Origin of the sequence: Streptomyces sp. NPDC051183 (genome assembly GCF_040682455.1) — a bacterium.
GTDB lineage: Bacteria > Actinomycetota > Actinomycetes > Streptomycetales > Streptomycetaceae > Streptomyces.
Genome location: NZ_JBFBBA010000014.1, coordinates 33,887 through 56,041, shown reverse-complemented (window position 1 = coordinate 56,041; position 22,155 = coordinate 33,887). Strand labels below are relative to the sequence as shown.

General features: G+C 74.1%; 20 protein-coding genes, 1 tRNA gene and 1 pseudogene. 9 read left to right on the top strand and 13 right to left on the bottom strand.

Annotation, left to right across the window (positions count from 1 at the left end):
* Positions 1-14: 14 nt before the first annotated feature.
* Positions 15-419 carry a globin gene (locus AB0M99_RS14895; protein ID WP_365920256.1) on the top strand — a complete coding sequence of 135 codons (405 nt, stop codon included), beginning with the start codon at positions 15-17 and terminating at the stop codon, positions 417-419.
* Positions 420-423: 4 nt separating this feature from the next.
* Here the strand turns inward: AB0M99_RS14895 and AB0M99_RS14890 are convergent, their stop codons facing one another.
* From AB0M99_RS14890 to AB0M99_RS14850, 9 genes are all read right to left on the bottom strand, one after another.
* Positions 424-1,146, bottom strand: a complete 723-nt coding sequence (locus AB0M99_RS14890; protein ID WP_365920255.1) for a hypothetical protein — start codon at positions 1,144-1,146, stop codon at positions 424-426.
* Positions 1,143-1,619 carry a thioesterase family protein gene (locus AB0M99_RS14885; protein ID WP_365920253.1) on the bottom strand — a complete coding sequence of 159 codons (477 nt, stop codon included), beginning with the start codon at positions 1,617-1,619 and terminating at the stop codon, positions 1,143-1,145. Before AB0M99_RS14885 ends, AB0M99_RS14890 begins: the two co-directional genes overlap by 4 nt.
* A gap of 10 nt (positions 1,620-1,629) precedes the next feature.
* Positions 1,630-3,294, bottom strand: a complete 1,665-nt coding sequence (ettA, locus tag AB0M99_RS14880) for an energy-dependent translational throttle protein EttA (RefSeq protein ID WP_365920251.1) — start codon at positions 3,292-3,294, stop codon at positions 1,630-1,632.
* 225 nt (positions 3,295-3,519) lie between these two features.
* Positions 3,520-3,978, bottom strand: coding sequence for an ALF repeat-containing protein (locus AB0M99_RS14875; RefSeq protein ID WP_365920249.1), 459 nt, complete (start codon positions 3,976-3,978; stop codon positions 3,520-3,522).
* A 334-nt stretch (positions 3,979-4,312) separates the two neighbouring features.
* Positions 4,313-5,791: a phosphatase PAP2 family protein gene (locus tag AB0M99_RS14870; protein ID WP_365920247.1), complete on the bottom strand. Its 1,479-nt coding sequence runs from the start codon at positions 5,789-5,791 to the stop codon at positions 4,313-4,315.
* A 50-nt stretch (positions 5,792-5,841) separates the two neighbouring features.
* On the bottom strand, positions 5,842-7,035 hold the full coding sequence (locus AB0M99_RS14865) for a thioester domain-containing protein (RefSeq protein WP_365920245.1): 1,194 nt from the start codon (positions 7,033-7,035) through the stop codon (positions 5,842-5,844).
* Positions 7,036-7,244: 209 nt separating this feature from the next.
* Positions 7,245-7,652, bottom strand: a complete 408-nt coding sequence (locus AB0M99_RS14860; protein ID WP_365920243.1) for a single-stranded DNA-binding protein — start codon at positions 7,650-7,652, stop codon at positions 7,245-7,247.
* 135 nt (positions 7,653-7,787) lie between these two features.
* On the bottom strand, positions 7,788-9,629 hold the full coding sequence (locus tag AB0M99_RS14855) for a GTPase (RefSeq protein ID WP_365920241.1): 1,842 nt from the start codon (positions 9,627-9,629) through the stop codon (positions 7,788-7,790).
* A 4-nt stretch (positions 9,630-9,633) separates the two neighbouring features.
* Complete coding sequence (locus tag AB0M99_RS14850; RefSeq protein ID WP_365920239.1) at positions 9,634-11,244, bottom strand: dynamin family protein; 1,611 nt, start codon at positions 11,242-11,244, stop codon at positions 9,634-9,636.
* Positions 11,245-11,577: 333 nt separating this feature from the next.
* Between AB0M99_RS14850 and AB0M99_RS14845 the strand changes: the two genes are divergently transcribed.
* Positions 11,578-11,650, top strand: a tRNA-Arg gene (locus AB0M99_RS14845).
* 144 nt (positions 11,651-11,794) lie between these two features.
* Here AB0M99_RS14845 and AB0M99_RS14840 read toward each other — a convergent pair.
* Together AB0M99_RS14840 and AB0M99_RS14835 are read right to left on the bottom strand one after the other, a co-directional pair.
* Positions 11,795-12,220, bottom strand: a pseudogene (locus AB0M99_RS14840) (ATP-binding cassette domain-containing protein); the annotation flags it as partial.
* Between the two features lie 386 nt (positions 12,221-12,606).
* Positions 12,607-13,080, bottom strand: a complete 474-nt coding sequence (locus AB0M99_RS14835; protein WP_365920237.1) for a phospholipase — start codon at positions 13,078-13,080, stop codon at positions 12,607-12,609.
* Positions 13,081-13,427: 347 nt separating this feature from the next.
* Here AB0M99_RS14835 and AB0M99_RS14830 point away from each other — a divergent pair, with 347 nt between their 5' ends.
* Positions 13,428-13,949: a hypothetical protein gene (locus tag AB0M99_RS14830; protein WP_365920235.1), complete on the top strand. Its 522-nt coding sequence runs from the start codon at positions 13,428-13,430 to the stop codon at positions 13,947-13,949.
* Here the strand turns inward: AB0M99_RS14830 and AB0M99_RS14825 are convergent.
* Positions 13,946-14,734, bottom strand: a complete 789-nt coding sequence (locus tag AB0M99_RS14825) for an alpha/beta hydrolase (protein ID WP_365920233.1) — start codon at positions 14,732-14,734, stop codon at positions 13,946-13,948. The genes AB0M99_RS14830 and AB0M99_RS14825 overlap by 4 nt on opposite strands.
* A 108-nt stretch (positions 14,735-14,842) precedes the next feature.
* On the opposite strand from AB0M99_RS14825, the gene AB0M99_RS14820 reads away from it, so the two are divergent.
* Positions 14,843-15,559, top strand: a complete 717-nt coding sequence (locus tag AB0M99_RS14820; RefSeq protein ID WP_365920231.1) for a 4'-phosphopantetheinyl transferase superfamily protein — start codon at positions 14,843-14,845, stop codon at positions 15,557-15,559.
* Here the strand turns inward: AB0M99_RS14820 and AB0M99_RS14815 are convergent.
* Positions 15,556-16,245 carry a nucleoside deaminase gene (locus tag AB0M99_RS14815; protein WP_365920229.1) on the bottom strand — a complete coding sequence of 230 codons (690 nt, stop codon included), beginning with the start codon at positions 16,243-16,245 and terminating at the stop codon, positions 15,556-15,558. The genes AB0M99_RS14820 and AB0M99_RS14815 overlap by 4 nt on opposite strands.
* Before the next feature lie 21 nt (positions 16,246-16,266).
* Here AB0M99_RS14815 and AB0M99_RS14810 point away from each other — a divergent pair, with 21 nt between their 5' ends.
* The 5 genes from AB0M99_RS14810 (at position 16,267) to AB0M99_RS14790 (ending at position 22,153) form a co-directional block, all read left to right on the top strand.
* Positions 16,267-16,680, top strand: coding sequence for a GNAT family N-acetyltransferase (locus AB0M99_RS14810; RefSeq protein ID WP_365920227.1), 414 nt, complete (start codon positions 16,267-16,269; stop codon positions 16,678-16,680).
* 70 nt (positions 16,681-16,750) lie between these two features.
* Positions 16,751-17,920, top strand: a complete 1,170-nt coding sequence (locus tag AB0M99_RS14805) for a S8 family serine peptidase (protein ID WP_365920225.1) — start codon at positions 16,751-16,753, stop codon at positions 17,918-17,920.
* Between the two features lie 351 nt (positions 17,921-18,271).
* Entirely contained in the window at positions 18,272-19,564 is a 1,293-nt protein-coding gene (locus AB0M99_RS14800) for a hypothetical protein (RefSeq protein WP_365920223.1), read from the top strand.
* An 86-nt stretch (positions 19,565-19,650) separates the two neighbouring features.
* Complete coding sequence (locus tag AB0M99_RS14795; protein WP_365920221.1) at positions 19,651-20,709, top strand: DUF916 domain-containing protein; 1,059 nt, start codon at positions 19,651-19,653, stop codon at positions 20,707-20,709.
* A gap of 61 nt (positions 20,710-20,770) precedes the next feature.
* On the top strand, positions 20,771-22,153 hold the full coding sequence (locus AB0M99_RS14790) for a hypothetical protein (RefSeq protein WP_365920219.1): 1,383 nt from the start codon (positions 20,771-20,773) through the stop codon (positions 22,151-22,153).
* Positions 22,154-22,155 lie beyond the last annotated feature (2 nt).

Genomic DNA, 22,155 nt, shown 5'->3' with positions numbered 1-22,155 from the left:
GAGACGATGGTCGGGTGAATGAGATTCCGAGGGGCACGGTCCAGGAGCAGACCTTCTACGAGCAGGTGGGCGGCGAGGACACCTTCCGCCGTCTGGTCCACCGGTTCTACCAGGGGGTCGCCGAGGACCCGCTGCTGCGTCCGATGTACCCGGAAGGGGATCTCGGGCCCGCAGAGGAGCGGTTCGCGCTGTTCCTGATGCAGTACTGGGGCGGCCCGAACACGTACAGCGAGAACCGCGGCCACCCGCGCCTGCGCATGCGGCACGCGCCGTTCCAGGTGGACTCCGCGGCGCACGACGCGTGGCTGAAGCACATGCGGGTCGCGGTGGACGAGCTGGGCCTGGCGCCGGAGCACGAGGCGCAGCTGTGGCGCTACCTGACGTACGCGGCGGCGTCGATGATCAACACCGCGGGCTAGCGGACTACAGGGGGCGGACCTGGAGGGCGCCGAGCCCTCCGACGCCGCCGGGGCGGCGCAGGGCGATCGAGCCGTACGGGGTGCGCAGGCGCAGCCAGCTCCCCGAGGCGAACAGCGCCACCGGGTCGGGGGCACCGGGCGGGACGGGGGCGGCGGGCACGGTGGACCGTATCGGCCGCAGGAAGCCCAGGGACTGCGCGGCGTGCACGGCCCGCAGCGGGAGTTCCGTGTCGCCGAGCGTGCGGGACCAGATCTCGCGGCCGATGCGGTCGCGCTCGGACCGCGTGCGGTGCTGCGGGGGCAGGGCCTCGTCGCGGGCCCGGAACTCGGCCACGGCGGCGGCCACGGCCTCGCCGATCGCCTCGGGGCCGGGCAGCCCGGGAACCTGCTGCCAGCCGCCGCGGGGCGGGAGCACCCCGGCCCAGGCGGGTCCGGTGACGGGCGCGGGGACGACGGCGAGCGCCGAGGACTCCTCGACGGACTCCAGCAGCTCACCGGCGGACACGGTCAGGTCCAGCGGCGCCGCCACGGGCCCGGCCAGCCGCACCGTGCGGACGGCCAGCACCTCGAAGGAGGGCGGCCGCCCGAAGACGGCGAGCGCGCCGCCGCCCGCCTGGAGGCGGACCGCGGCGGCGCGGTCGTAGTGCAGCAGCCGGCCCAGGAAGGCGGCGAGGTCCGCCGCCTCCCCGGAGTCGGCGAACCGCAGCTGTTCGGGGAGCCCGCTCATGCCGCGAGGCGCCCTTGCGTGCTCTTGCGGCGCTCGGAGGCGTCCGCGGGCTCGTCGAGGTACTCCTCCAGGAAGAGCTTCTCCTCGGCCGTGATGCGGCGGGGCCGCCCCTCGGCGAGGTTGTACGGCACGACCACGGTCTCGGCGCGCACGTACACCGTCTCCGGCGCGTCCTGGGTCGCCTCGTCCTTGACCTCGTAGCGGATGGTCAGGGACGCGGCGCCTATCCGGGTCACCCAGGACTCGATGAGGACCGGCTCGTGGCGGTGCACGAGGGGCAGCTTGTAGTCGATCTCGTGGCGGGCCACGACGGAGCCGCCCGTGAAGGACTCACTGCCCTCCCCCGGCGCGAGGCGGAACATGAAGTCGATCCGCGCCTCCTCCAGATAGCGGAGGAAGACGACGTTGTTGACGTGCCCGAAGGCATCCATGTCCGCCCAGCGCAGGGGGCACCGGTAGTGGTGTCTGGCCATGACCGTTGCCTCAGCCTCGGGTGAGCTTCTTGTAGGTGGCACGGTGCGGGCGGGTGGCGTCCGCACCGAGACGCTCGACCTTGTTCTTCTCGTACGACTCGAAGTTGCCCTCGAACCAGTACCACTTGGACTCGCCCTCGTACGCCAGGATGTGCGTGGCGACCCGGTCGAGGAACCAGCGGTCGTGGGAGATGACCACGGCCGCACCGGGGAACTCCAGCAGCGCGTTCTCGAGCGAGGACAGGGTCTCGACGTCGAGGTCGTTGGTGGGCTCGTCGAGGAGCAGCAGGTTGCCGCCCTCCTTGAGCGTCAGCGCCAGGTTGAGGCGGTTGCGCTCACCACCGGACAGGACGCCGGCCGGCTTCTGCTGGTCCGGGCCCTTGAAGCCGAAGGCGCTGACGTACGCACGGGACGGCATCTCGACCTGGCCGACGTTGATGTAGTCCAGCTCGTCCGACACGACCGCCCAGAGGGTCTTCTTGGGGTCGATGTTGGCGCGGCTCTGGTCGACGTACGAGATCTTGACGGTCTCGCCGATCTTGACGGAGCCGGAGTCCGGCGCCTCCAGGCCCTGGATCATCTTGAAGAGCGTGGTCTTGCCGGCGCCGTTCGGGCCGATGATGCCCACGATGCCGTTGCGCGGCAGCGTGAAGGACAGGTCGTCGACGAGGACCTTGTCACCGAACGCCTTGGAGAGGTTGTTGACCTCGACCACGATCGAGCCCAGACGCGGGCCCGGCGGGATCTGGATCTCCTCGAAGTCCAGCTTGCGCATCTTGTCCGCCTCGGCCGCCATCTCCTCGTAGCGCGCGAGACGGGCCTTGGACTTGGTCTGGCGGCCCTTGGCGTTGGAGCGGACCCACTCCAGCTCTTCCTTGAGGCGCTTCTGGCGCTTCTCGTCCTTGCGGCCCTCGACCTTGAGGCGGGTGGCCTTCTTCTCCAGGTAGGTGGAGTAGTTGCCCTCGTAGGGGTGCGCGCGGCCGCGGTCGAGTTCGAGGATCCACTCGGCGACGTTGTTCAGGAAGTAGCGGTCGTGGGTGACGGCCACGACGGCGCCCTTGTACTGCGAGAGGTGCTGCTCCAGCCAGTTCACCGACTCGGCGTCGAGGTGGTTGGTGGGCTCGTCGAGGAGGAGCAGGTCCGGGGCCTCGATCAGCAGCTTGCAGAGCGCGACGCGGCGCTTCTCGCCACCGGAGAGGTTGGTGACGGGCCAGTCGCCGGGCGGGCAGCCCAGGGCGTCCATGGCCTGCTCCAGCTGGGCGTCGAGGTCCCAGGCGTTGGCGTGGTCCAGGACTTCCTGGAGCTTGCCCATCTCGTCCATGAGCGCGTCGGTGTAGTCGGTCGCCATTTCCTCGGCGACCTCGTTGAAGCGCTTGAGCTTGCCCATGATCTCGGCGGCGCCGTCCTGGACGTTCTCCAGGACGGTCTTCGACTCGTCGAGCTTGGGCTCCTGCATGAGGATGCCCACGGTGAAGCCCGGCGTGATGAAGGCATCGCCGTTCGACGGCTGCTCCAGGCCCGCCATGATCTTCAGAACGGTGGACTTACCGGCGCCGTTCGGGCCGACCACACCGATCTTCGCGCCGGGCAGGAAGTTCAGGGTGACGTCATCAAGAATCACCTTGTCGCCGTGCGCCTTGCGCGTCTTGCGCATGGTGTAGATGAACTCAGCCAAGAGAAACCGTCCGGCAGATCGATGGGTGGGCAGATACACCCCATCTTGCCAGTCGTCCATACCTCGGGGGAAACCCGTATGGCCCCCGGGCCATACGCCGGGGCGGTGCGCGGGGGCCGGATTCCGGGCCTGGACAGGGATCGACGGCCCCGGCGGCCGGTACGGATGCCGAGGGGGTGCCGCCTTCGGGCAGCACCCCCCCGGTACCCCTCGGTACGTTTCCGGCTAGGCGCCGGTGCCCGCGCGGCGCATGCGCGCGGCGAGCAGCAGACCGGCGCCGGCGACCAGCGCGGCGCCCGCGCCGCCCGCGGCGAGGGCCGTGTCGGAGCCCGCGCCGGTGGCGGCCAGCGTGTGGCCGCCGCCGTTGACGGTGACGTTCCCGTTACTGGTGGTGGCGGTGGCGCCGGACCCGGTGGTGACGACGGCGGGCTGGGCCGTGGTCCCGGTGCCCGTGCCCGTGCCGCTGCCGGCCTGGGCCTCCCGGGCGGCCTTGGCGGCGTCCTCGGCGGCCTTGTCCTTCGCGCGGGCCTCGTGCTGGCCGGTCTTGAGGAAGGCCTCGATGGCCTTGGGGTCGACGGCGTTCAGGGCGTCCCGCGCCGCCTCGCACACCTCGGGGCCCCCGACGCTGGCGACCCGGGCCACGCGGACGCGGTTGTCCTGGTGGCGCAGCTGGTACTGGGTCACCTCGAGGAAGTGACGCCTCTCGGCGGCGGTCTTGCCGCCGTCGAAGCGGCTTGTCCGCGGTGTTCTCGGCCGGGGTCTGGTCGGGAACGGTCGGCGCGGGCGGGGCGGCCGGCCCCGGGGCGGCCTCTTCGGCGAACGCCGGGGAGGCGAGCAGTACGGCCGGAGCAATGGCGGCGGCGGTGACCGCAGCGGCGATCCGGGACAGCTTCACAGACAGCACCGCAGTGTTTGCGCATCTTCACGCGTCGGATGATCCTAATTTCGGATCACTGTAGGCGCTTCGATCACCCCCGCTCCACCCCATTGACCCGGAACGACCGGGTCCGCATGCAGGTCAGCGGGGGCGGTAGACCGTCAGCGCGTCCGGGAGCTCGTCGAGCACCAGCGCGGCGGGGGCCTTCGCGTATTCGCCGTCGTAAGCGAGCGCAGTGCCCGCCGGGATGTCCCCGACGCGCAGGCTGCGCAGGCGCGTGGCCACATGGACGGGGGAACGGGTCAGCGGGCCCGCCAGGGCTGCGGCGAGCAGCCGGGGGCCGGGGCGGCCGCCGCCGTGGACGAGGCGGACGTCGAGCAGGCCCTCGCCGAGGCTGTCGCGCCACCGGGGCGCGGGTCCGGTGCCCCGGTACGTGCCGTTGCCCGCGAAGAGCAGCCATACGCTCCGGGGCCGCCCGGCCAGCCGGAGCCGTACGGGGCGCTGGGCCCGCACCACCCGCCAGGCCGCCAGCAGCGCGGCGGGCCCGCCGCCGATCCGGGGTGCCCACCGCAGCCGGTGGCCCAGCAGCTCCGGGTACGCCCCGATGCTGAAGTTGTTCAGGAAGTACGCCGGGCGGTCGTCCTCCGGCCCCGGGGTGAAGCGGCCCACGCCGACGTGCACGGCGTGGCCGGCCGCCACGGCGCGGCAGGTGTCCTGCGCTCCGGCGAGGCCGAGGTCCAGCGCGAAGTGGTTGAGCGTGCCGCCCGGGAACACCGCGAGCGGGACCCCGGCCCGCAGTGCGGCGGTCGCGGCGGCGTTGACCGTGCCGTCGCCCCCGCAGACCCCGAGCACGGTGGAGCGGGCGGCCGCCGCCGCCAGCCCCGCGACCAGCTCCGGGCCCGCGCACTCGACCACCTCGGCCTTGGGCAGCCGCTCGCGCAGTACGTCCAGCCCCGCGGCCGCGGTGGTCCCCGACCCGGTGTTCACCACCACGGTGAGTCCGCGCCCGTCGGGCAGCGCGGGCGCCCCGGCCGCCGTCCGCTCGTCGCCCGGGACGACCCGCGCCTCCTCGGCGTCCCGCGCGAGGTGGCGTACGACGAACCCCGCGGCCACCCCCAGCGCCGCGCCCGCGAGCACGTCGGAGGGGTAGTGCACGCCGGTGTAGACCCGGGAGAAGGCCACGGCGGCGGCTGCCGGAGCCACCGCGGCGCCCCAGGCCGGGGCCTCCAGGGCGAGCCCGGTGGTGAAGGCGAACGCCGACGCCGAGTGCCCCGACGGGAAGGAGGTGGTCCAGGGCGGCGTCGCCGGCTGGCGCACTACGGGCACCCCGTCCAGCAGCGGCCGCGGACGGCGCACGGACCACTTGCCGACGGTGTTGATGGTCGCGGAGGCCAGTGCCAGCGAGGCCGCCCCGCGCAGGGCGGCCTTGCGCGCCCCGGCCGAGCCGAGGACGGCGATGCCCGCCGCGGCCGCGCCCCACAGCACCCCGTGGTTCGCGGCCCGCCCGAGCCGGGGCAGCACCCGGTCGGCCCCGGGCCAGTGCCGCCGGGCCACCGCGTCGAACCACTGCCGGTCCCACCGCGCGACCGCGCCCCGCCAGGTCAGTTCCTGTCCAGCCATCTCCAGTCCCTACCCGCGCTCCCGGATCCGGAATCAGGACAGCCGGTCTGCTACTCCGACTCCTCCTCCAGCGGACGCTTGCGCAGCAGGAGCACCACCAGACCGCCCAGGACCACCAGCCCCACCGCCAGGGAGGCGATGAACGGCGTGGCCGCCGAGCTGCCGCTGGTGGCCAGGCGCTCCTCCGAGCTGTCGGGCGAGCCCTGCGCGGACAGCGAGCCCAGCGTGGTCAACGCCGTCCCGGCGGACGTGTTGGAGCCCGCGCCGGAGCCGGAGCCGGAGCCCGATGCCGTGCCCGTCGTCGCGGTGACCGGGGTCTCGGCGGACCGGGGCCACATCGCCGTCGCCGTCGCCGCCGTGGCGGACGCGCTGGAGCCCGCCACGATCTGGGTCTGGGCCGGCACACCGCTGGTGAAGACCCGGCCCACCGGCACCCTGGTCGCGCCGTGGACCGTGACCGAGGCGATGCCGTCCGGAGTGCCCGCGGGCACCTCGAAGTACAGCCGGCTGCCGTTGACCGCGGTGTCGACCGGGCGCCCCTCGGCGTCCACCACCCGCACCCCCATCGCCACCGCCGCGGCGTCGGGGGTCACGCTCACGCTCTGCGCCCCCGTCCGCACGGTGACCGGCCCGAGCCGGCTGCCCACCGGCCCCGACACGTCCCCGGGGTCCAGCCCCAGCGAAGCCGGCGGCTCCGGCATCCGGCCCGCCTCCCGCTGGAGGTAGTCGGCCAGCTTCTCGGCCGCCGGGTCGGCTGCCTCGACCTGCACGCCGTCCGCCAGCCGCCAGATCGCCACCTGCGTCCCGGCCGCCGCGCTCTCCGCGGTGAGCGCCCCGGCACCGGCCGCCTCGGCGAGCCCGGCCAGGTCGTTCAGCTGCGGATAGGAGTGCTCCAGGACCCAGCGGATCCGGCCCGCCTCCCCGTTCCCCGCGAGCGGGCTGCCGCTCCAGCCGCTCTCGTTGAACCGGGCCTGGGGCTGCGCGTTGCCCGCGAGTCCGACCCCGTACGTCTGGAGCATCCCGCCGCCGTCGACCCGCATCTCGTACAGCCCGGCCGGGATCTGGCGCACGGATCCGTCGCCGCCGCGCAGGACCGCCTGCCCGAACGTCTTCAGCCCGTCCAGCACGGCGCTCGCGCCCTCCGGCGCCCTGGGCACCGTCGGGTCGCTGTCGGCGGCTGCCTGAGCGCCCGGGGCGGCGGCGAGCGCCGCGGTGAGCAGCGCCACCGCCAACGGCCGCCGCACGCCGGCCCGTACGGCAGCCGCCGCGCGACCCGGCACAGGAGCCGGAGCCGGGCCAGGAGCTGGAACCGGAACCGGTACCAGAGCCGGAGCCGGACCAGGAGTGGAATCAGGAGCGGAGGATGCGGGAACGGCAATCGACACAGTCTTCCCCTTCGGGCCGAAGGCCCAGGTGCCCGTGAGTACCGGGGAATCCTATCCGCCTCGAACACTCAGACCACCGCCCCGTTCTGAGTGGCCATCAGAGGGGCGTCCACCTTGACGATCCGGCGGAAGGCGGCCGTCCCGCGGTTGAGGTCGTGCCCGATGGCGGTCGCCTCGATGTCCGCCGAGAACCACCGGTTGCCCTCCTCGTCGGGCGGGTTCTCGCGCACCCGCAGCCTCCCGTGCACCACGAGCGGTTCGCCGACCGAGACGGAGCCGGCGAGGTTCAGGGCGAGGGTGCGCCGCGCCCACACGGTGTAGAAGCTGGTGGGCGCGTCCGCCCAGACCTCTTTGCGGCGGTCGAAGTACCGCGGTGTCACAGCGAAGCGGAACCGCGCCGACGGTCCCGCCGGCGTCTCCCTGTAGTCGACTTGCGTTGCCACGTGACCCACCAGCGTCACCTGGGTGTCGTTCATCCCGGCCGCCCTCCCCGGGCGGGGCCGCGGCTGAGATCCGCCCGCCCCGCACCCGTGTTCCGTACCCGCACGGACCATCCGCACGAGGTACGACCATGCTGGGCGAGGCAGCCGGAGCCCGCTCGCGCCTGTGGACTACTGGCGGGTTGTGGACAACTTGATCCCCCCTGCGGCCACCGCCGCGTACTGCTCGCGCACCTCGCGGTAGCGCAGCAGCTCCGCCGCCACCGGCTCCAGCACCCGGGCCCGGCCGCACCCGGCCGCCGCCTGCCTCAGCCGCCGCTCCGCGTCCTGCCCGTACCGCCTCGCCGGACCGCGGGCCGCGATCGAGCAGGCCCACTCCACCAGCGGCCCGCCGATGATGCCCGCCACCATCAGCAGCACCGGCGGCAGCAGTCTGGGCTCCAGGACCCCGACGATCTGCCCGACCAGCCACAGCCCGCCGTAGATCTGGAGCAGCGTCATGGCCGCCTGCGCCAGCACCGCCGCCGGCCACCACGCGGGCCGCGGCGGCTTGGCACTGGGCACCGCGACCGCCGCGCCGAGCGTCACCGCGATCTCGTCCAGCGCCTCCGGGAGCTGGTAGGCACCGCGCACCGCCGTCTCGCGGACCGCCTGCGCCCAGGGCTGGGGCAGTCCGGCGGCCGCTTCGTCGGCGACCGTCCGCACGGCCTGCTCCACGCGCTGGCGGGCCGTCACCTCCTCCTCCACCGGCGGCTCCACGACGGGCGCGCCCCGGCCGCCGATCGCCGCCAGGGCGGCCAGCCCGGCCAGCGTGCGCGGGGCGCGCCGGCTCTCGTACCACCGCCACAGCCGCAGCCACGGGGTCCCGCACGCCTTCCCGGCATTGCGCCGCCAGGCCCGCTCGGCGGCGAGCCCTGCCGCGTACGCCCCGACCGCCTCGGCGAGGCGGTCCTCGAACTCGGCGCGCGCGGCCTCCCCGATCTCCGGCCCCGGGTGCCCGTCGGCGACGTAGAGCGGCCGCAGGCGCGCGGCGGCCCGGTCGACATCGGCGCAGATCCGCCGGGTGGCGGCGCCCTTCTCCTGGGTGAACTGTCCGAGCATCTCGCGCAGTTCCCCGACGCCCTCACCCGTGAGGGCGGACAGTCCGAGCACGGTGGCTCCCGGCTCCCCGTGCTCGCCGAGCGCGATCCCGTCGTCGTCCAGCAGCCTGCGCAGGTCGTCCAGTACGAGGTCCGCCGATTCGCCGGGCAGTCGGTCCACCTGGTTCAGCACGACGAACGTCACCTCCGCGTGCCCGGCCAGCGGGCGCAGGTACCGCTCGTGCAGCACGGCGTCGGCGTACTTCTCCGGGTCCACGACCCACACCACCGCGTCGACAAGTGCCAGCACCCGGTCCACGTGCTCCCGGTGCGCGCCGACGGCCGAGTCCAGGTCGGGCAGGTCCACCAGGACCATCCCGCGCAGCGCCTCGGCCTCCGAGGTCTCGCGGGGCCGGCGCCGCAGCCGTCCGGGGATCTCCAGCCGGTCGAGCAGGCCGGCGGCCCCGTCCGACCAACTGCACGCGATCGGCGCGGCGGTCGTGGGCCTGCGCAGCCCCGTTTCGGAGATCTGCACCCCGGCGAGTGAATTGAAGAGGGTGGACTTGCCGCTTCCGGTGGCTCCGGCGATGGCGACGACCGTGTGCTGCGCCGACAGGCCGCGCCGCGCGGCCGCCTCGTCCAGCACCCGTCCGGCCTCGGCGAGGGTCTTGCCGTCGAGGATCCGGGTCCGGGACAGCCCGACGAGCTGGCGCAGCGCGTCCAGACGCGTGCGCAGCGCCTGGGCCTCGGGGCTGAGCGGGGACGCGGGGGCCTTGCCGCCATCCTCGCCGGCTCCGGAGACCGCCCGTACGAGCGCGTCGTCGCCCTCGTCGTCGTCATCGAAGCCGGGCTCCCGGTCGGCGGGCCGGGGGCGCGAGCGTGCGATGAGTCCGTCGTCCCAGCGGTCGTCGGTGCGATCGGTCAAGGCGGTCACCGCGTCACCTCTCCTTCTGCAGTAGCGACAGCGCGGCGATCAGCTCGGACTGTGGTTCCGGGGTCACTTCGAGTGCTTCCAGGGGAGCGAGCCGGCGGTCGCGCTCGGCGCGCAGCACCTGGTCGAGGTGCTCGCCGACGAGCTCGCCGCCGCGGTCGCGCAGCCGCAGGGCGGCCTGCGCGCCGATCCGTTCGGCGAGCTTCTCCCCCGCCGGGCGGGCCCGCTTGCCGCCCAGCAGGGCGGCGACCAGCAGGGCGGCGACGCCGTCGGGGTCGGGCGCGGGCTGCTTGTCGAGCTGCGCTACCTCCTCCTCGGCGAGTTCCTCCAGCACGCGCCGCCACCGGCGTACGGCCATGCCGATACGTTCCGCCGCCTCGCGATCGGGAGCGGGCAGCGACACCGCCCCGGCGGCCGGCTCTCGCCGCCAGGCCTCGGCGATCCGCTCGTCGGCGGCGGCGACCGCGCACTGCAGCAGCGCCGCCAGGGACTCCGCCAGCGAGTCGAGCAGTTCATCCGCGCTCGTGTCGAGCGGGTAGCCGCGCCAGCGGGTCAGCGCGTCGCCGGCGAGCACGGCGCCCTGGTCGAGGCGGTTGCGCACCCGCTTGCCCTCCCGCTTGTACGCGTCCTCGACGGCCGAGGTCAGCCGCACGGCGGCAGCGTGCTGGGCGGCGACGGCCGACGCGAGCTCGGGCATCCGCCGGGCCAGGGAGTCCAGCGCCCCGAGCGCAGTCCGCCCGACGGCGTACTGCCGGGCGGCCGGGTCCTGGACGTGGTGGGCGAGCCACGCGGCGAGCGGCGCGACGGCGCTGGCCGGCAGCAGCCCGCCCCCGCCGGCCGACTCGGGCAGTTCGGGAACGGTGAACCGCGGCACCTCGCCCAGCCCGGCCCGCGTGAGCAGCGCCCCGTACTGCCGTGAGACCTCGGCGAGCACCTGGTGCGGAACCCGGTCGAGGACGGTGATCAGGGTGGCCTTGTACTGCTTGGCGGTGCGCAGCAGGTGCCAGGGCACGGCGTCGGCGTACCGCGAGGCGGTGGTGACCATGACCCAGACGTCGGCGGCGCAGATGAGCTCGGCGGCGAGTGTCCGGTTCTCGACCACGAGGGAGTCGATGTCGGGGGCGTCGAGGATGGCGAGCCCGCGGGGCAGGGAGGAGACGGTCTCGATCCGCAGCTCGCGGGTGGAGTGGTTCAGGGGGCCGCGGGGGGCGGTCGCCTTCGGGGCCGGAACGCGCTCCTCCTCCCCCGGCGGGGCCCAGACCCGCATCAGGTCGGGGAGCACCCGCATCCCGGCGAACCAGTGGTGGTCGTCCGGATGGCAGACGAGCACCGGTGTGCGCGTGGTCGGGCGCAGCACCCCGGCTTCGCTGACCTGCCGCCCGACGAGGGAGTTGACGAGGGTGGACTTACCGGCCCCGGTGGACCCGCCGACAACGGCGAGCAGCGGCGCCTCGGGCGCCTTCAGCCGGGGTACGAGGTAGTCGTCGAGCTGCGCGAGCAGCTCGGCTCTGGTCTGGCGGGCGCGGGGGGCGCCGGGCAGGGGCAGCGGCAGACGCACGGACGCGACCCGGTCGCGCAGGGCGGACAGGGCATCGAGCAGCTGAGGCCGAACATCCAAGGTCACCACATGCGAAGAATGCCCAATTTAGGACCATTTTTGAAGCTTATACGTCCTCTGCGCGCCGACCGCGACTCCAGTGGGACATTCTGGGCACGGCGGACGAGTGGGGCGCAGGCATAACGAGTGCACAACACCCAGGGCGCCGCGGCGCAAAAGCGATGCGAGAATCGCACCTGCCTGCGATTATCGGGACCGCTTCACCGAACCTCCACATCGTGGCACGCGGGTGAAGCAACCGGGACAAGGCAACCGGAGCCCTATCCTTGACCCGGCACGGACCACAGTCCCACCCCCACCAAAGGGGCTCCAGGCCACCACGGCCACCTTCCGGCCCCCGTAGCTCAGTGGATAGAGCAGGTGCCTTCTAAGCACTTGGCCGCAGGTTCGAGTCCTGCCGGGGGCACTTCTCTCCACCACCCCGAGCCCTCCCTTCGCGGAGGGCTTCAGTGCAGGTCAGGGCACCTTACCGAGCGGGTTGTAGCGACAGGGTAAGGGGTCGGCCGCACGGCGCGGACGACCCCTTTGCCACTCGCCCGTACTCACCCGGTCAGCCGAAGCGGCCCTCCACGTCGTCCGAGGTGCGCGGGTCCGAGGGCGTGGAGAACATCGCCGGGGTGGGGCCGTGTTCGACGATGCACAGGCGCTGCTGCTGACCGCCCGAAAGGGCGCCGCCCGGTTGGCGCAGCCGGTCGCGGACCTCCTTCCACAGGCCCGCCTTGGCCAGGCACTCCTCCACCAGGTCGTCCTTGACCGCCGTGTTCGCGCGGATGCCGGTCAGCTTCAGGCCCGCCGTCACGTTGTCGTGGACCGACATCGCCGGGAAGGGGTTCGGCTTCTGGAAGACCATGCCGATACGGCGGCGGGCGTCGGCGAGGCTCCGGCCGCGGGCGTAGACGTCCTCGCCGTCGAGCAGGACCTCGCCCGCCAGTTCGGCGCCGGGGATCAGCTCGTGCATGCGGTTCAGGAGGCGCAGCCGTCCCGCTGCGGTCTGCCCGCCGCCGACGTCGGCGCGGGCGCCTGCCGTCGTGCCTGCCGTCGTGCGACGTCCACCCATGACACGAACAGAAAACGTGGCCGAGACACCGGGCCGCCCCCCTTCCCCACAAGCCGTGCGTGGCTGGAAAACGGCCACCCACCCACGGCCGCGGGCATGACGATCCACGGGGCGGAGGGTTCTGGGGCACACGGATCGGTGAAGCAGAAACGGAGAACATGTGAACGTGAGGAGGGGGCGTGCGGGGGCGCGCGTTCCGCTCTCCGGAACGCCCTCCGGTGCGCTCTGCGGGGCGGCGGCTCATACGACCGTCCCGCCCGACAGGGGGCGTCGGGCGGGACGGGGAGCGGGGTGACGCGCGTGGATCACGCGGTCGGGGCGTCCTGGGGGGAGACACCGAAGGCCTTGACGGCCTGGTAGTAGGTCCAGGCCGTGCTGTCGCAGGAGGCCTTCTTCACGCTCGAGTACTGCGAGCAGACGCGCTTGAGGTCCGAGTAGAACGCGTCGTCCAGCCGGGTCTTGGTGGCCGAAAACTCACCCGCCGCCTTGTAGTTGCGGTAGCCGAAGTCGTGGCGGGCGCAGGCCGTCTGGAAGGGGAAGCCGAACGGGTTGTCCGGGGAGGTCGTGCAGTAGTCGGTCGACCAGTCGAAGCCGTACGCCGACCAGGCGCCCTGGTTGCCGCGGGCCGCGACCCAGGAGTTGTAGCTGGCGGCGCTCGTCTGGGTCCAGTTGCTCAGCACCTGCGGCTTGTCCGCGGGAGCCGCCGACGCGGGGGTCGCGAAGACGAGCACACCGGCCGCGGCGGCGGACGCGAGAACGGGGGCGAGACGACGGCGCATGACATTCCTCCAGGACGGGGCGGGGGGCGTTACGACGGGGCGGTACGGGGGCGGTACGGGAGTGCTGGGCGGGGCGGTATTGCCCGCCGCCCGGCCAACTCCCGGTGCGGCGTCTGGTCACACCCTCGGAGCCCGCCATATCGCCGATCCCCACGGCGCCTATAAGCGCCGCGCACGCCACTCGTCCCGCCGGGTCCAGGGGGCGGAGCCGGGCACAGCCGGGCACAGCCGGGACTCAGGTATGGGTCCCGGGACTCAGGTATGGGTCGTTGTCACTCTTGGGGTCGAGAGCAGGTTCGTACTCGGGAGGGACGCGGAAACGGTCGCGGTCGCGAACACTTGCGGGTATGAACCGCCGTCCTCTCGTCATCGTCGCCGCCACCGTGGGAGCTCTCGCCACCGCCGCCTTCGCGCTGCCCAACCTGCCGCCCAACCCCGTGTCCGACGTGGTCAACGACGCGGTGTTCAAGGAGAAGGGCAAGCGCTTCCAGAGCGCGGCCGATGCTCCGACGCGCGGGGATCAGGCGTGGGTTCTGCCGTCCTGGATACCCAAGGACGCCACCGATGTGCGCATACACGCGCGGACCACCGGTGAGGCCCGGCTGATCCGGTTCAAGCTGGGCGCGACGCCGCTGGACGGCCCGCAGTGCCCGGCGGGCACGCCGAAGGAGATGGCGAAGCCGGGGCTGGACGCCAAGTGGTGGCCGCGCGACACCCGGGCCGAGGAGCGGTCCGAGTGCCGGGACTTCTACCAGTACCAGGTCGCGGTGCGCGGCAAGCGGGTCTACGCCTGGACCGACGGGACCCCGTCGCCGGGCGCCAGGACGCAGGACGGCACCCCGGCGGTCCGGCAGGCGGGCAGCCGCTAGGACCGTGGCAGGTCGGGGGTGCTCGCGAGGGCTGCCGCGGCGGCGCGGGCGAAGCCGTCGGGGTTGTCGAGCATGATGTTGTGCCCGCAGTCGGGGACGGCGAGCACCATCACCCCGGAAGCCTCCAGCGCCTCGGTGCCGGGGAAGTGGCCGTCCTCGGCCGGGAACAGGTAGCTGCGCGGGATCTTCAGCTCCAGCAGCAGCTCGCGCATCGTGGGCTGCGTGCCCGCGGCGAGGTGCACGGCGGTGCGGTGCAGGGCCACGCGGCCCGCGAGCCGCATCGTGGACCACCAGTGCGCTCCGACCCGGTCGCGCACCTCGGTCCAGCCGCCGGCCAGGAACTCCTCCTCGGTGTAGGTGGCGAGCCCGCTGCTGCCGGCCGTACCGGGGGTGTGCGGGACCGGATCGAGGTTCGCGTCGACCAGCACCAGGCGGGAGACGAGGTGGGGGTGCCGGTCGGCCAGTACGACGGCCACAGCGCCGCCCATGCTGTGCGCGATCAGCTCGGCGCCGCCGGCCCCGGCCTGTTCGAGTGCGGAGGCGAGCGCGTCGGCGTGCGCTTCCAGCGTGTACGAGAAGTCCTCGGGGCGGTCGCTGTGCCCGTGCCCCAGCAGGTCGACCAGCAGGGACCGGCGCCCGGCGAGGAGCGGGTGCACGGCGCTCGCCGCGAAGTAGGCGGGCGAGGTGGAACCGAGTCCGTGCAGGTAGACCCGGGCCGGCCCGGCCCCGGGCAGTTCGACCCACCGGATCCGGTCACCCGCGGGCGTGACGACGGCACTTCGCATTCTGGACTCCCCCAAGTCGAATGAGTCGACCGATCAGGTCGATGTCGGGATGGAAGCATAGGACGCGCCCGGAGTCGGGCCGCCGACCTGCTCGTCTACCCTCGTCGGGTGGGTACCAACCTGAACCGCCTCGGCAGCGACGCGCCGCGGACCGCCGCGCCTCCGGTCGGCGCGGACGTGGTGGTCTGGGCTCTGGACACCACCTCGGAGGTGGTCGGCGGCCACCGGATCGCCGAGGCGCTCCCGGTGCTGGACGAGGCCGAGCGCGACCGGGCCGGGCGGATGCTGCGGGAGGCCGACCGGATCCGCTACACGGCCTCGCACGTGGGGCTCCGGGTGCTGCTCGGCGGCTACCTCGGGCTGGCCCCGGCAGAGGTGGTGCTGGTCCGCGAGACGTGCCCGTGCTGCGGCGGCCCGCACGGCCGGCCCGCCGTGGCCGGCGGCGCCCCGCACTTCTCCCTCTCGCACAGCGACGACGTGGCCTACCTCGCCTTCGCCGGTGTCCCGGTCGGGGTCGACGTGGAGGCGGTCCCGAGCGCGGCCGCGGTCGCCGACGTGCTGACCACCCTGCACCCCGCGGAGACCGCCGAGCTGACCGCGCTCCCGGAGCCGGAGCGGCAGGCGGCGATGGCCCGGGTGTGGTCCCGCAAGGAGGCCTACCTCAAGGCCGTCGGCACGGGCTTGGCGCTCGGCCTGGCCGAGCCGTACGTGAGCTCCGCGCCCACCCCGGCCGCGGTCCCCGGCTGGACCCTGACCGACCTCGCGGCCCCGCCCGGCTACGCGGCGGCCCTCGCCCTCCACGCCCCGGACACCGCTGCGCACTAGCCGGTACGCCCGGCGCGGGCCGCCGCGGCGCGGGCCAGGTGCGGCCAGAGGGGTTCGAGCCAGGCCTCCACCGAGGGGGCCGTCGGCAGACCCGCCGGCACCAGGTCGTGCAGGGCCGCGGTCTCCGGTTCGGCGGCCCGGTGGCGGGTCAGGATCCGCGGCTCGGCCGGGCCGGTAGCGGCGACGGCCACGCTCCGGAGGAACATCACGTTGGCGGCGGGCAGCCACACCCCGCCGCAGGCCCGCGACGCCGTCGCCTCCGGGGAGCCGCCCGCCAGGGCCCACGGGTCCGGCGCGAGGTACCGCACCTCGCCCACCCCCGTGAACCGGGCCGCCGCGGCGCACATCCCGCACGGTTCCTGCGTGCTCCACAGCACGGCCGCGCCGAGGTCCCAGGCGGTCCGGGCGGCCCCGAGCGCGTTCATCTCGGCGTGCGCCAGCGGCGTACCGCGCAGCGGCCCCGGCCCGGCACCGGGCCCCGGCGCAGACCCGGCCCCCGGCCCAGGCCCGTCTTCGTACGCCTCGTTGCGGCCCTCGCTGAGCACCGCCCCCGCCGGGTCCGCGAGGACCGCCCCCACCGCGAGGCCGCCGGCCGTGAGGGCCTCGTAGGCGAGGGCGAGCGACCTGCGCACCGCCGGCGGCGCGGCCCGCCACGCCGTGTAGAAATCGGTCTCTCCGCTCTGCATCCCCGCATTATGGTGGCCGCCATGGACATCCGCCGAGCCGCCGCAGCCGACGAACTCCGCTCCGCCGAGGGCCTTTTCGACGGGCCCGTCCGCGAGGACTGGGCGCAGCGGTTCCTCGCCTCGCCCGGGCACCTGATGCTCATCGCGTACGTGGACGGCGTGCCCGCCGGCATGGTCTCCGGCGTCGAGATGAGCCACCCGGACAAGGGCACCGAGATGTGCCTGTACGAGCTGTCCGTGGACGAGGGCTACCGGCGGCGCGGGATCGGCCGCGCCCTGACCGAGGCCCTGGCTGCCGAGGCCCGGGCCCGCGGCTGCTACGGCATGTGGGTGGGCGTCGACACCGACAACGAGGCGGCCCTGGCCACCTACGCCTCGGCGGGCGCCCGCGACGAGGGCGTGTTCTCGATGCGCGGCTGGCCACTCGCCCCGTAGCGGGCGTGTCGTGGGGCCACTCGGCGCACCCTCCGCGCGGGCGCCGCCCGCCTCGCCGAGCATCGGGCGCATGACCGCATTCACCACCCTGTTCCCGGCCGCCCTGCTGCCCGCCGCCCTGCTGGCGGGGGCCGCTTCGCCCGCGCCGCTGCCCGCCGAAACCCCCACCGCCGCCTATGTCGTGGTCCTGCGGGACCACGCCTCCCGGGCGCCCGCCCGGGCCCTCGTCGCCGAGGCCGAGGCGGCCGGCGACGAGGTCGGGGCGGTGTACGAGACCGCACTGAACGGCTTCGCCGTCCGCACCAGCGCCGCCCGCGCCGCAGCCCTCGCCGCGGACCCGCGGGTGGCCTCGGTGGAGCCGGACGCGGAGTTCCGGATCAGCGACGGCCAGGTGCAGAGTCCCGCGCCCTGGCCGCTGGACCGGATCGACCAGCGCGAGCTCCCGCTCGACGGCTCGTACACGTACGCCACCGCGGCGCAGGGCGTCACCGCGTACGTCGTGGACACCGGGATCAACACCCTCCACCAGGAGTTCGGCGGCCGCGCCCGGCACGGGGTCAACACCGTGTTCATGGAGCCCGCGGCCGACTGCAACGGCCACGGCACGCACGTCGCGGGGACGATCGGCGGGGCGACGTACGGGGTCGCCAAGGGGGTCTCGCTCGTTGCGGTCAAGGTCGCCGACTGCCGCGGGAACGGCACCCTGTCGGCCATGGTCGGCGGCATCGACTGGATGGTGCGGGACTCCCTGGCGGCGGGCGCCGCCCCGGCGGTCGCCAACATGAGCATGGGCGGCAGCTACAGCTTCGCCCTGAACCGGGCGGTGACGCGGGCGGTGGCGGCCGGCATCACCTTCACCGTCGCCGCCGGCAACGCGGGCGAGAGCGCCTGCGCCGGCTCCCCGGCCGGGGTTCCGCAGGCCGTCACGGTCGGCGCCACCGACGCCGCCGACCGGTGGGCCCTGTTCTCCAACTACGGCAGGTGCGTGGACCTGGCGGCGCCGGGCGTGGCCGTCACCTCGGCCTGGAAGGGCTCCGCCACCGCGACCGCGCGGGCCTCCGGCACCTCGATGGCGGCCCCGCACGCGGCGGGTGTCGCCGCGCTGGTCCTGGCGGGCGGCACGGCCAGGACCCCGGCCCAGGTGTCCCAGGCGCTCGTCGGCGGCGCCGTTCCCGGCCGGATCACGGCCCTCCCCGCCGGGACCCCGAACCTGCTGCTGCACGTACCGACCGCCGGGTAGCCCGCCCGTACGCGCATCCGGCCCGGGTCGCAGCGGCCCGCCGGCCCGGTCGCCGACGGGCCCCGCGGACCCGGGTCGGACCGGGTCGGACCAGGTCGGAGCAGGTCAGAGACGTCCCGCGAACCCATCAACCCCACCGGCACCGCTCACCGTCCGCTCACCGTCCGGTCGGTATCCGGCCACCTGCCCGACCTGGCCTGATGGCACATCAATTTCTGAGTGCTTCGGGCGAAAGCAAGCCATTGACTTCTCATCACCGCGACGCGTCAATGTCGGCCACCGCACCGGCTCGGCCCTCCCCCACACAGCGGGTGGGGGGAGGGGTTCGTCTGACGAAGGAGTCGCGACCCAGTGAGTACAACGTTCCGACGAAGAGTTCTGGCCGGGGCGGGCGCATTGTCCCTGGCCCTGACCGGTGGCGTGGTGGGCCTGGCCGGCTCCGCGCAGGCCGCGACGAAGACCACTCCCGTCTTCGAGAACTGCGATGCCCCGGCGCCGCAGGCGGACGGTTCCGGCAACCAGAACTGGACGATCACCCTGCCGGACGGTGCCAAGGCCGGCGAGGTCGTCCCGATCACCATCGACCCGGGCGCGAGCCCGCTGCTCCCCGGTTTCTCCGTCACGACGGTGAACACCTCCAAGGTGACCCTGAAGGTCGGCACGACCACCCAGGTGGTCGTCAGCCCGCCCGAGACGGTCAACGTCGAGGCGGGGAAGCCGCTGGACCCCAAGGGGTTCTCCGGCACCATCAAGATCCCGGACGGTACCGAGGGCACCACGGTCCACGTCGCCCTGGACCTGTCGGTGGTCGACGCGGACCTCAACGGTTCGATATTCACCACCGTCTGCACCCCGGATCCGCGCCCCAGCGCCTCCCTCGGCTCGGTCGCGGTGGAGGCCCTGCCCAAGGACCCGATCACGACCAGGCTGACGCCCAACAGCGGCAAGGCCGGCACCCCGGTCACCGTGACCGGCGCCAACTTCCCCGCCGGCCCGGTCACCTGCTCCGCCCTCAAGGGCGGCGCCGCGACCGGTGAGACGGGCAGCGGCACGGCGGCGGCCGACGGCACCGCCACCTGCGCCATCACGATCAACGTGGACACCGACCAGATCAAGATCGACGGTGCCATCACCCCGTACAAGGACTTCGTCTTCGTCAAGGACCAGCCCGGCGTGAAGAACCCGGTCGACGTCGAGGTGCTGCCCGGTCCGCTGGCCATCGGCCCGCAGGGCGGCAACCCGGCCGTCAGCTTCGGCAAGGTGACCATCAACGGCAAGCCCCAGTCGGTCGTCGGCCAGTTCACCGCGATGTCCGTCCAGGACTTCCGCGGCGGCACCCTCGGCTGGGACGTCTCGGCGACCCGTACGCCGTTCCTCAACGAGGCCACCGGCCACTCGATGACCAAGGCGCAGATCGGTATCCAGCCGACCTGCAAGGTGACCAACGCGGACAGCCCGAGCACCTGCTCCGCCGGTGCGCCCGGTGCGATCTCCGACACCCCGATGAAGATCGCCTCCCAGAACGCGGGCGGCGAGAACCTGACCGGTGGCGAGTTCGAGGTCGGCGGCGCCGGGATGATCCAGCTCCCGCCGTTCATGTTCGCCGACACCTACCAGTCGGTCGTCACCTTCTCGATCGCCTGACCCCGCCCCACCAGCCCCACCGGGTGGTGCGGTGCTCCGGCACCGCACCACCCTTCCCCCTGTCCGCCCCGTCTGGAGAACCGCCCATGCGCACCCGCCTCCGCACCCGTAGCCGCATACGCACCCGCAGCGCTCTGTACGGTCTGCTCGCCGGCCTGCTCCTCCTGGGCGCGGGCCTCCTCTCCGCCGGTCCCGCCGCAGCCGCGGACAACGGCACCTGGGGCGTCTTCCCGACGCCTCCGGCCGGTGCGCAGATGGCCGACCGCGCGTACTTCTTCCACCAGGGCGAGGCGGGCGGCACCATCACCGACAGCGCGACGATCCTGAACTCCTCCGACAAGGAGCTGACGTTCCGGGTCTTCGCCACCGATGCCGTGAACACCCCGGTGGGCGGCGCCTTCGCGCTGCTGCCGGTGGAGACCGCGCCCAAGGACGTCGGCACCTGGATCGCGCTGGCGCCGGAGGCCGCGACGACGGTCACCGTGCCGCCCAAGGGCCGCAAGGACATCCCGTTCACCGTGAAGGTCCCGGCGGACGCGACGCCGGGCGACCACGTGGGCGGGATCGTCGCCCTCAACACCGCCGTGGAGGGGGTGCAGAAGGAGGGCAAAGTGCAGGTCGGGGTGAAGCGCTCGGTGGGGGCCCGGCTCTACTTCCGCGTCCCCGGCCCGGTGACCCCGGGTCTGAGCGTGGAGGACGTACGGGTCGACCGGGCGGCTCCGCTGCTGCCCTGGGTGAAGGACGCCCGCGCCAAGGTCACGTACACCCTGGTCAACCGCGGCAACGTGGTCGTCGAGCCGAAGGTGCGGGTCACCGCCGAGGGGCTGTTCGGGCGCACGGTGCTGGACCGTCCGGCCCGCGAGCTGAAGCTGGTGCTGCTGCCCGGCCAGCGGATCGAGCTGACCGAGGACTGGGCGGACGCACCGCAGCTGGACCGGGTCACCGTCAGCATCTCGGCCGGGGCGTCGCTCTACCCCGACCTCGAATCCGGCTCGGAGGCCTCCTTCCTGGCCGTGCCGTGGCCCGCCCTGGGCGCCGCCTTGGTGCTGGCGGGCGCCGCGATCGTCTTCAGGGTGCTGCGCGTGCGCCGCCGCGCCGGGTCCGAAGAAGCGGAACCCACACCGGACTTGGCTGGGGCCCGCTGACCCGCGAGGGTGTCTCCGGGTGGTGGCATCCGGCCATCACCGCTACGGGGAGGCACCAGCCATGGAACACCAGCACAGCGCAGGCCGGCCCGACCAGCCGGCCCGCGACCCCTCCCGTCCCGACCGGCGGGTGGTGCTCGCGGGGGGACTCGCCGGGGCGGCGGCCCTCGCGCTCGGCGCCGCCGAAGGGGCGCACGCCGCGGGGGCACAGGCCGCTGCGGCGGGACCGGCGGCCTCCGGGACGCCCGGACCGGCCCTCGGCCCGGCGCCCGACCAGGCGCTCGACCCGGCCCGCTCCGCGAGCAAGGGCGCGGGCCTGCTGACCCGCATCGAGCGGACACTCGGCACGGGCACCGCCGTCTACCTGCCCGGCGACGGCTGGATACGCCTCACGCTCCCGCTCGCCGACGGCGGCCCGGCCCCCGTCACCGTGGACGTGGTCGCGGACACGGCGCGGGCGCCGCGCGGGATCGCGTACCTGCTGCCCGGCGGCGGGCTGAACTTCGGCGCCGACTTCTTCACCCCGGGCGGCCCCGGCGACCACAACCTCGCCCACGAGCTGCGCCGCCAGGGCCTGTTGGTCGTCGGCGTGACCCCGCGCGAGGACTCCGCGCAGGCCGCCGACATCACCGCCGACCGGGGCCTCGCCGCGCACCGCCGGGATCTGGCCAAGGTGGTGGGCGCGCTGGACTCCGTACTGCGGCTGCCGTACCAGTACGCCGGGCACTCCGCCGGTGCCGCCCTGGCGCTGGACGCGGCCTCGCACGACGGCTCCGCGCGGCTGCGGCGGGTGGTGGTCCTGGACACGACCGGGCCGTACACGGGCGACCTGGCCGTACGGGCGGCCCAGACGCGGGACGTGTACGCCGGGCTGCTCGCCCGCGGCACCCACGCGGTGGACCCGGGGCTGGCCGGGCTGGTCGCCCGGGCCGTCTCCGACCCGGGCGGCGCCTCGGCCGTGCCGTGGCCGCCGGACCCCGCGCAGCGCTTCACCAACGCCGGGCTGGCCCACTTCGCGCTGATCCGCACCTCCGTACTGCCCGGCGCGGCGAACTGGATCTACCACCAGGGCCACAGCGCGGGCAGTTACACCTTCGGCGCGACCCCGGCCGAGGACCGGTTCGCCCTGGCCCACACCACGCTGGCGACCTGGCGCGCGGCGACCGCGGCACTGGGCAGCGGCCTGCTCCCGACGGCCCTGATGCGGGACCTGGCCGCGGTCTGGGCGGGCGACGAGAGGACATACCGGATCGACTGGGGCCGGATCGGCGCCGAGGTGGTCTGGGTCAACACCGAGCTGGGCCGCGGCGACCACCGGCGCGGCGCGGAGCTGATCCGCGCGGCCGGCAACAGGCGCGTCGCGTACTCGGTCGTCCCGGGCTACGGCCACGGCGACGCGGTCTGGTCCGCCACGGCCGCGCAGGACGTCTGGTCCCTGCTCTGACC

Coding starts and splice junctions, on each gene's coding strand:
- AB0M99_RS14815 (WP_365920229.1), bottom strand. CDS start 16,245: ATGCAGAGCGGAGAGACCGATTTCTACACGGCGTGGCGGGCCGCGCCG.
- AB0M99_RS14795 (WP_365920221.1), top strand. CDS start 19,651: ATGCGCACCCGCCTCCGCACCCGTAGCCGCATACGCACCCGCAGCGCT.
- AB0M99_RS14810 (WP_365920227.1), top strand. CDS start 16,267: ATGGACATCCGCCGAGCCGCCGCAGCCGACGAACTCCGCTCCGCCGAG.
- AB0M99_RS14890 (WP_365920255.1), bottom strand. CDS start 1,146: ATGAGCGGGCTCCCCGAACAGCTGCGGTTCGCCGACTCCGGGGAGGCG.
- AB0M99_RS14835 (WP_365920237.1), bottom strand. CDS start 13,080: ATGCGCCGTCGTCTCGCCCCCGTTCTCGCGTCCGCCGCCGCGGCCGGT.
- AB0M99_RS14805 (WP_365920225.1), top strand. CDS start 16,751: ATGACCGCATTCACCACCCTGTTCCCGGCCGCCCTGCTGCCCGCCGCC.
- AB0M99_RS14830 (WP_365920235.1), top strand. CDS start 13,428: ATGAACCGCCGTCCTCTCGTCATCGTCGCCGCCACCGTGGGAGCTCTC.
- AB0M99_RS14860 (WP_365920243.1), bottom strand. CDS start 7,652: ATGAACGACACCCAGGTGACGCTGGTGGGTCACGTGGCAACGCAAGTC.
- AB0M99_RS14825 (WP_365920233.1), bottom strand. CDS start 14,734: ATGCGAAGTGCCGTCGTCACGCCCGCGGGTGACCGGATCCGGTGGGTC.
- AB0M99_RS14885 (WP_365920253.1), bottom strand. CDS start 1,619: ATGGCCAGACACCACTACCGGTGCCCCCTGCGCTGGGCGGACATGGAT.
- AB0M99_RS14870 (WP_365920247.1), bottom strand. CDS start 5,791: ATGGCTGGACAGGAACTGACCTGGCGGGGCGCGGTCGCGCGGTGGGAC.
- AB0M99_RS14790 (WP_365920219.1), top strand. CDS start 20,771: ATGGAACACCAGCACAGCGCAGGCCGGCCCGACCAGCCGGCCCGCGAC.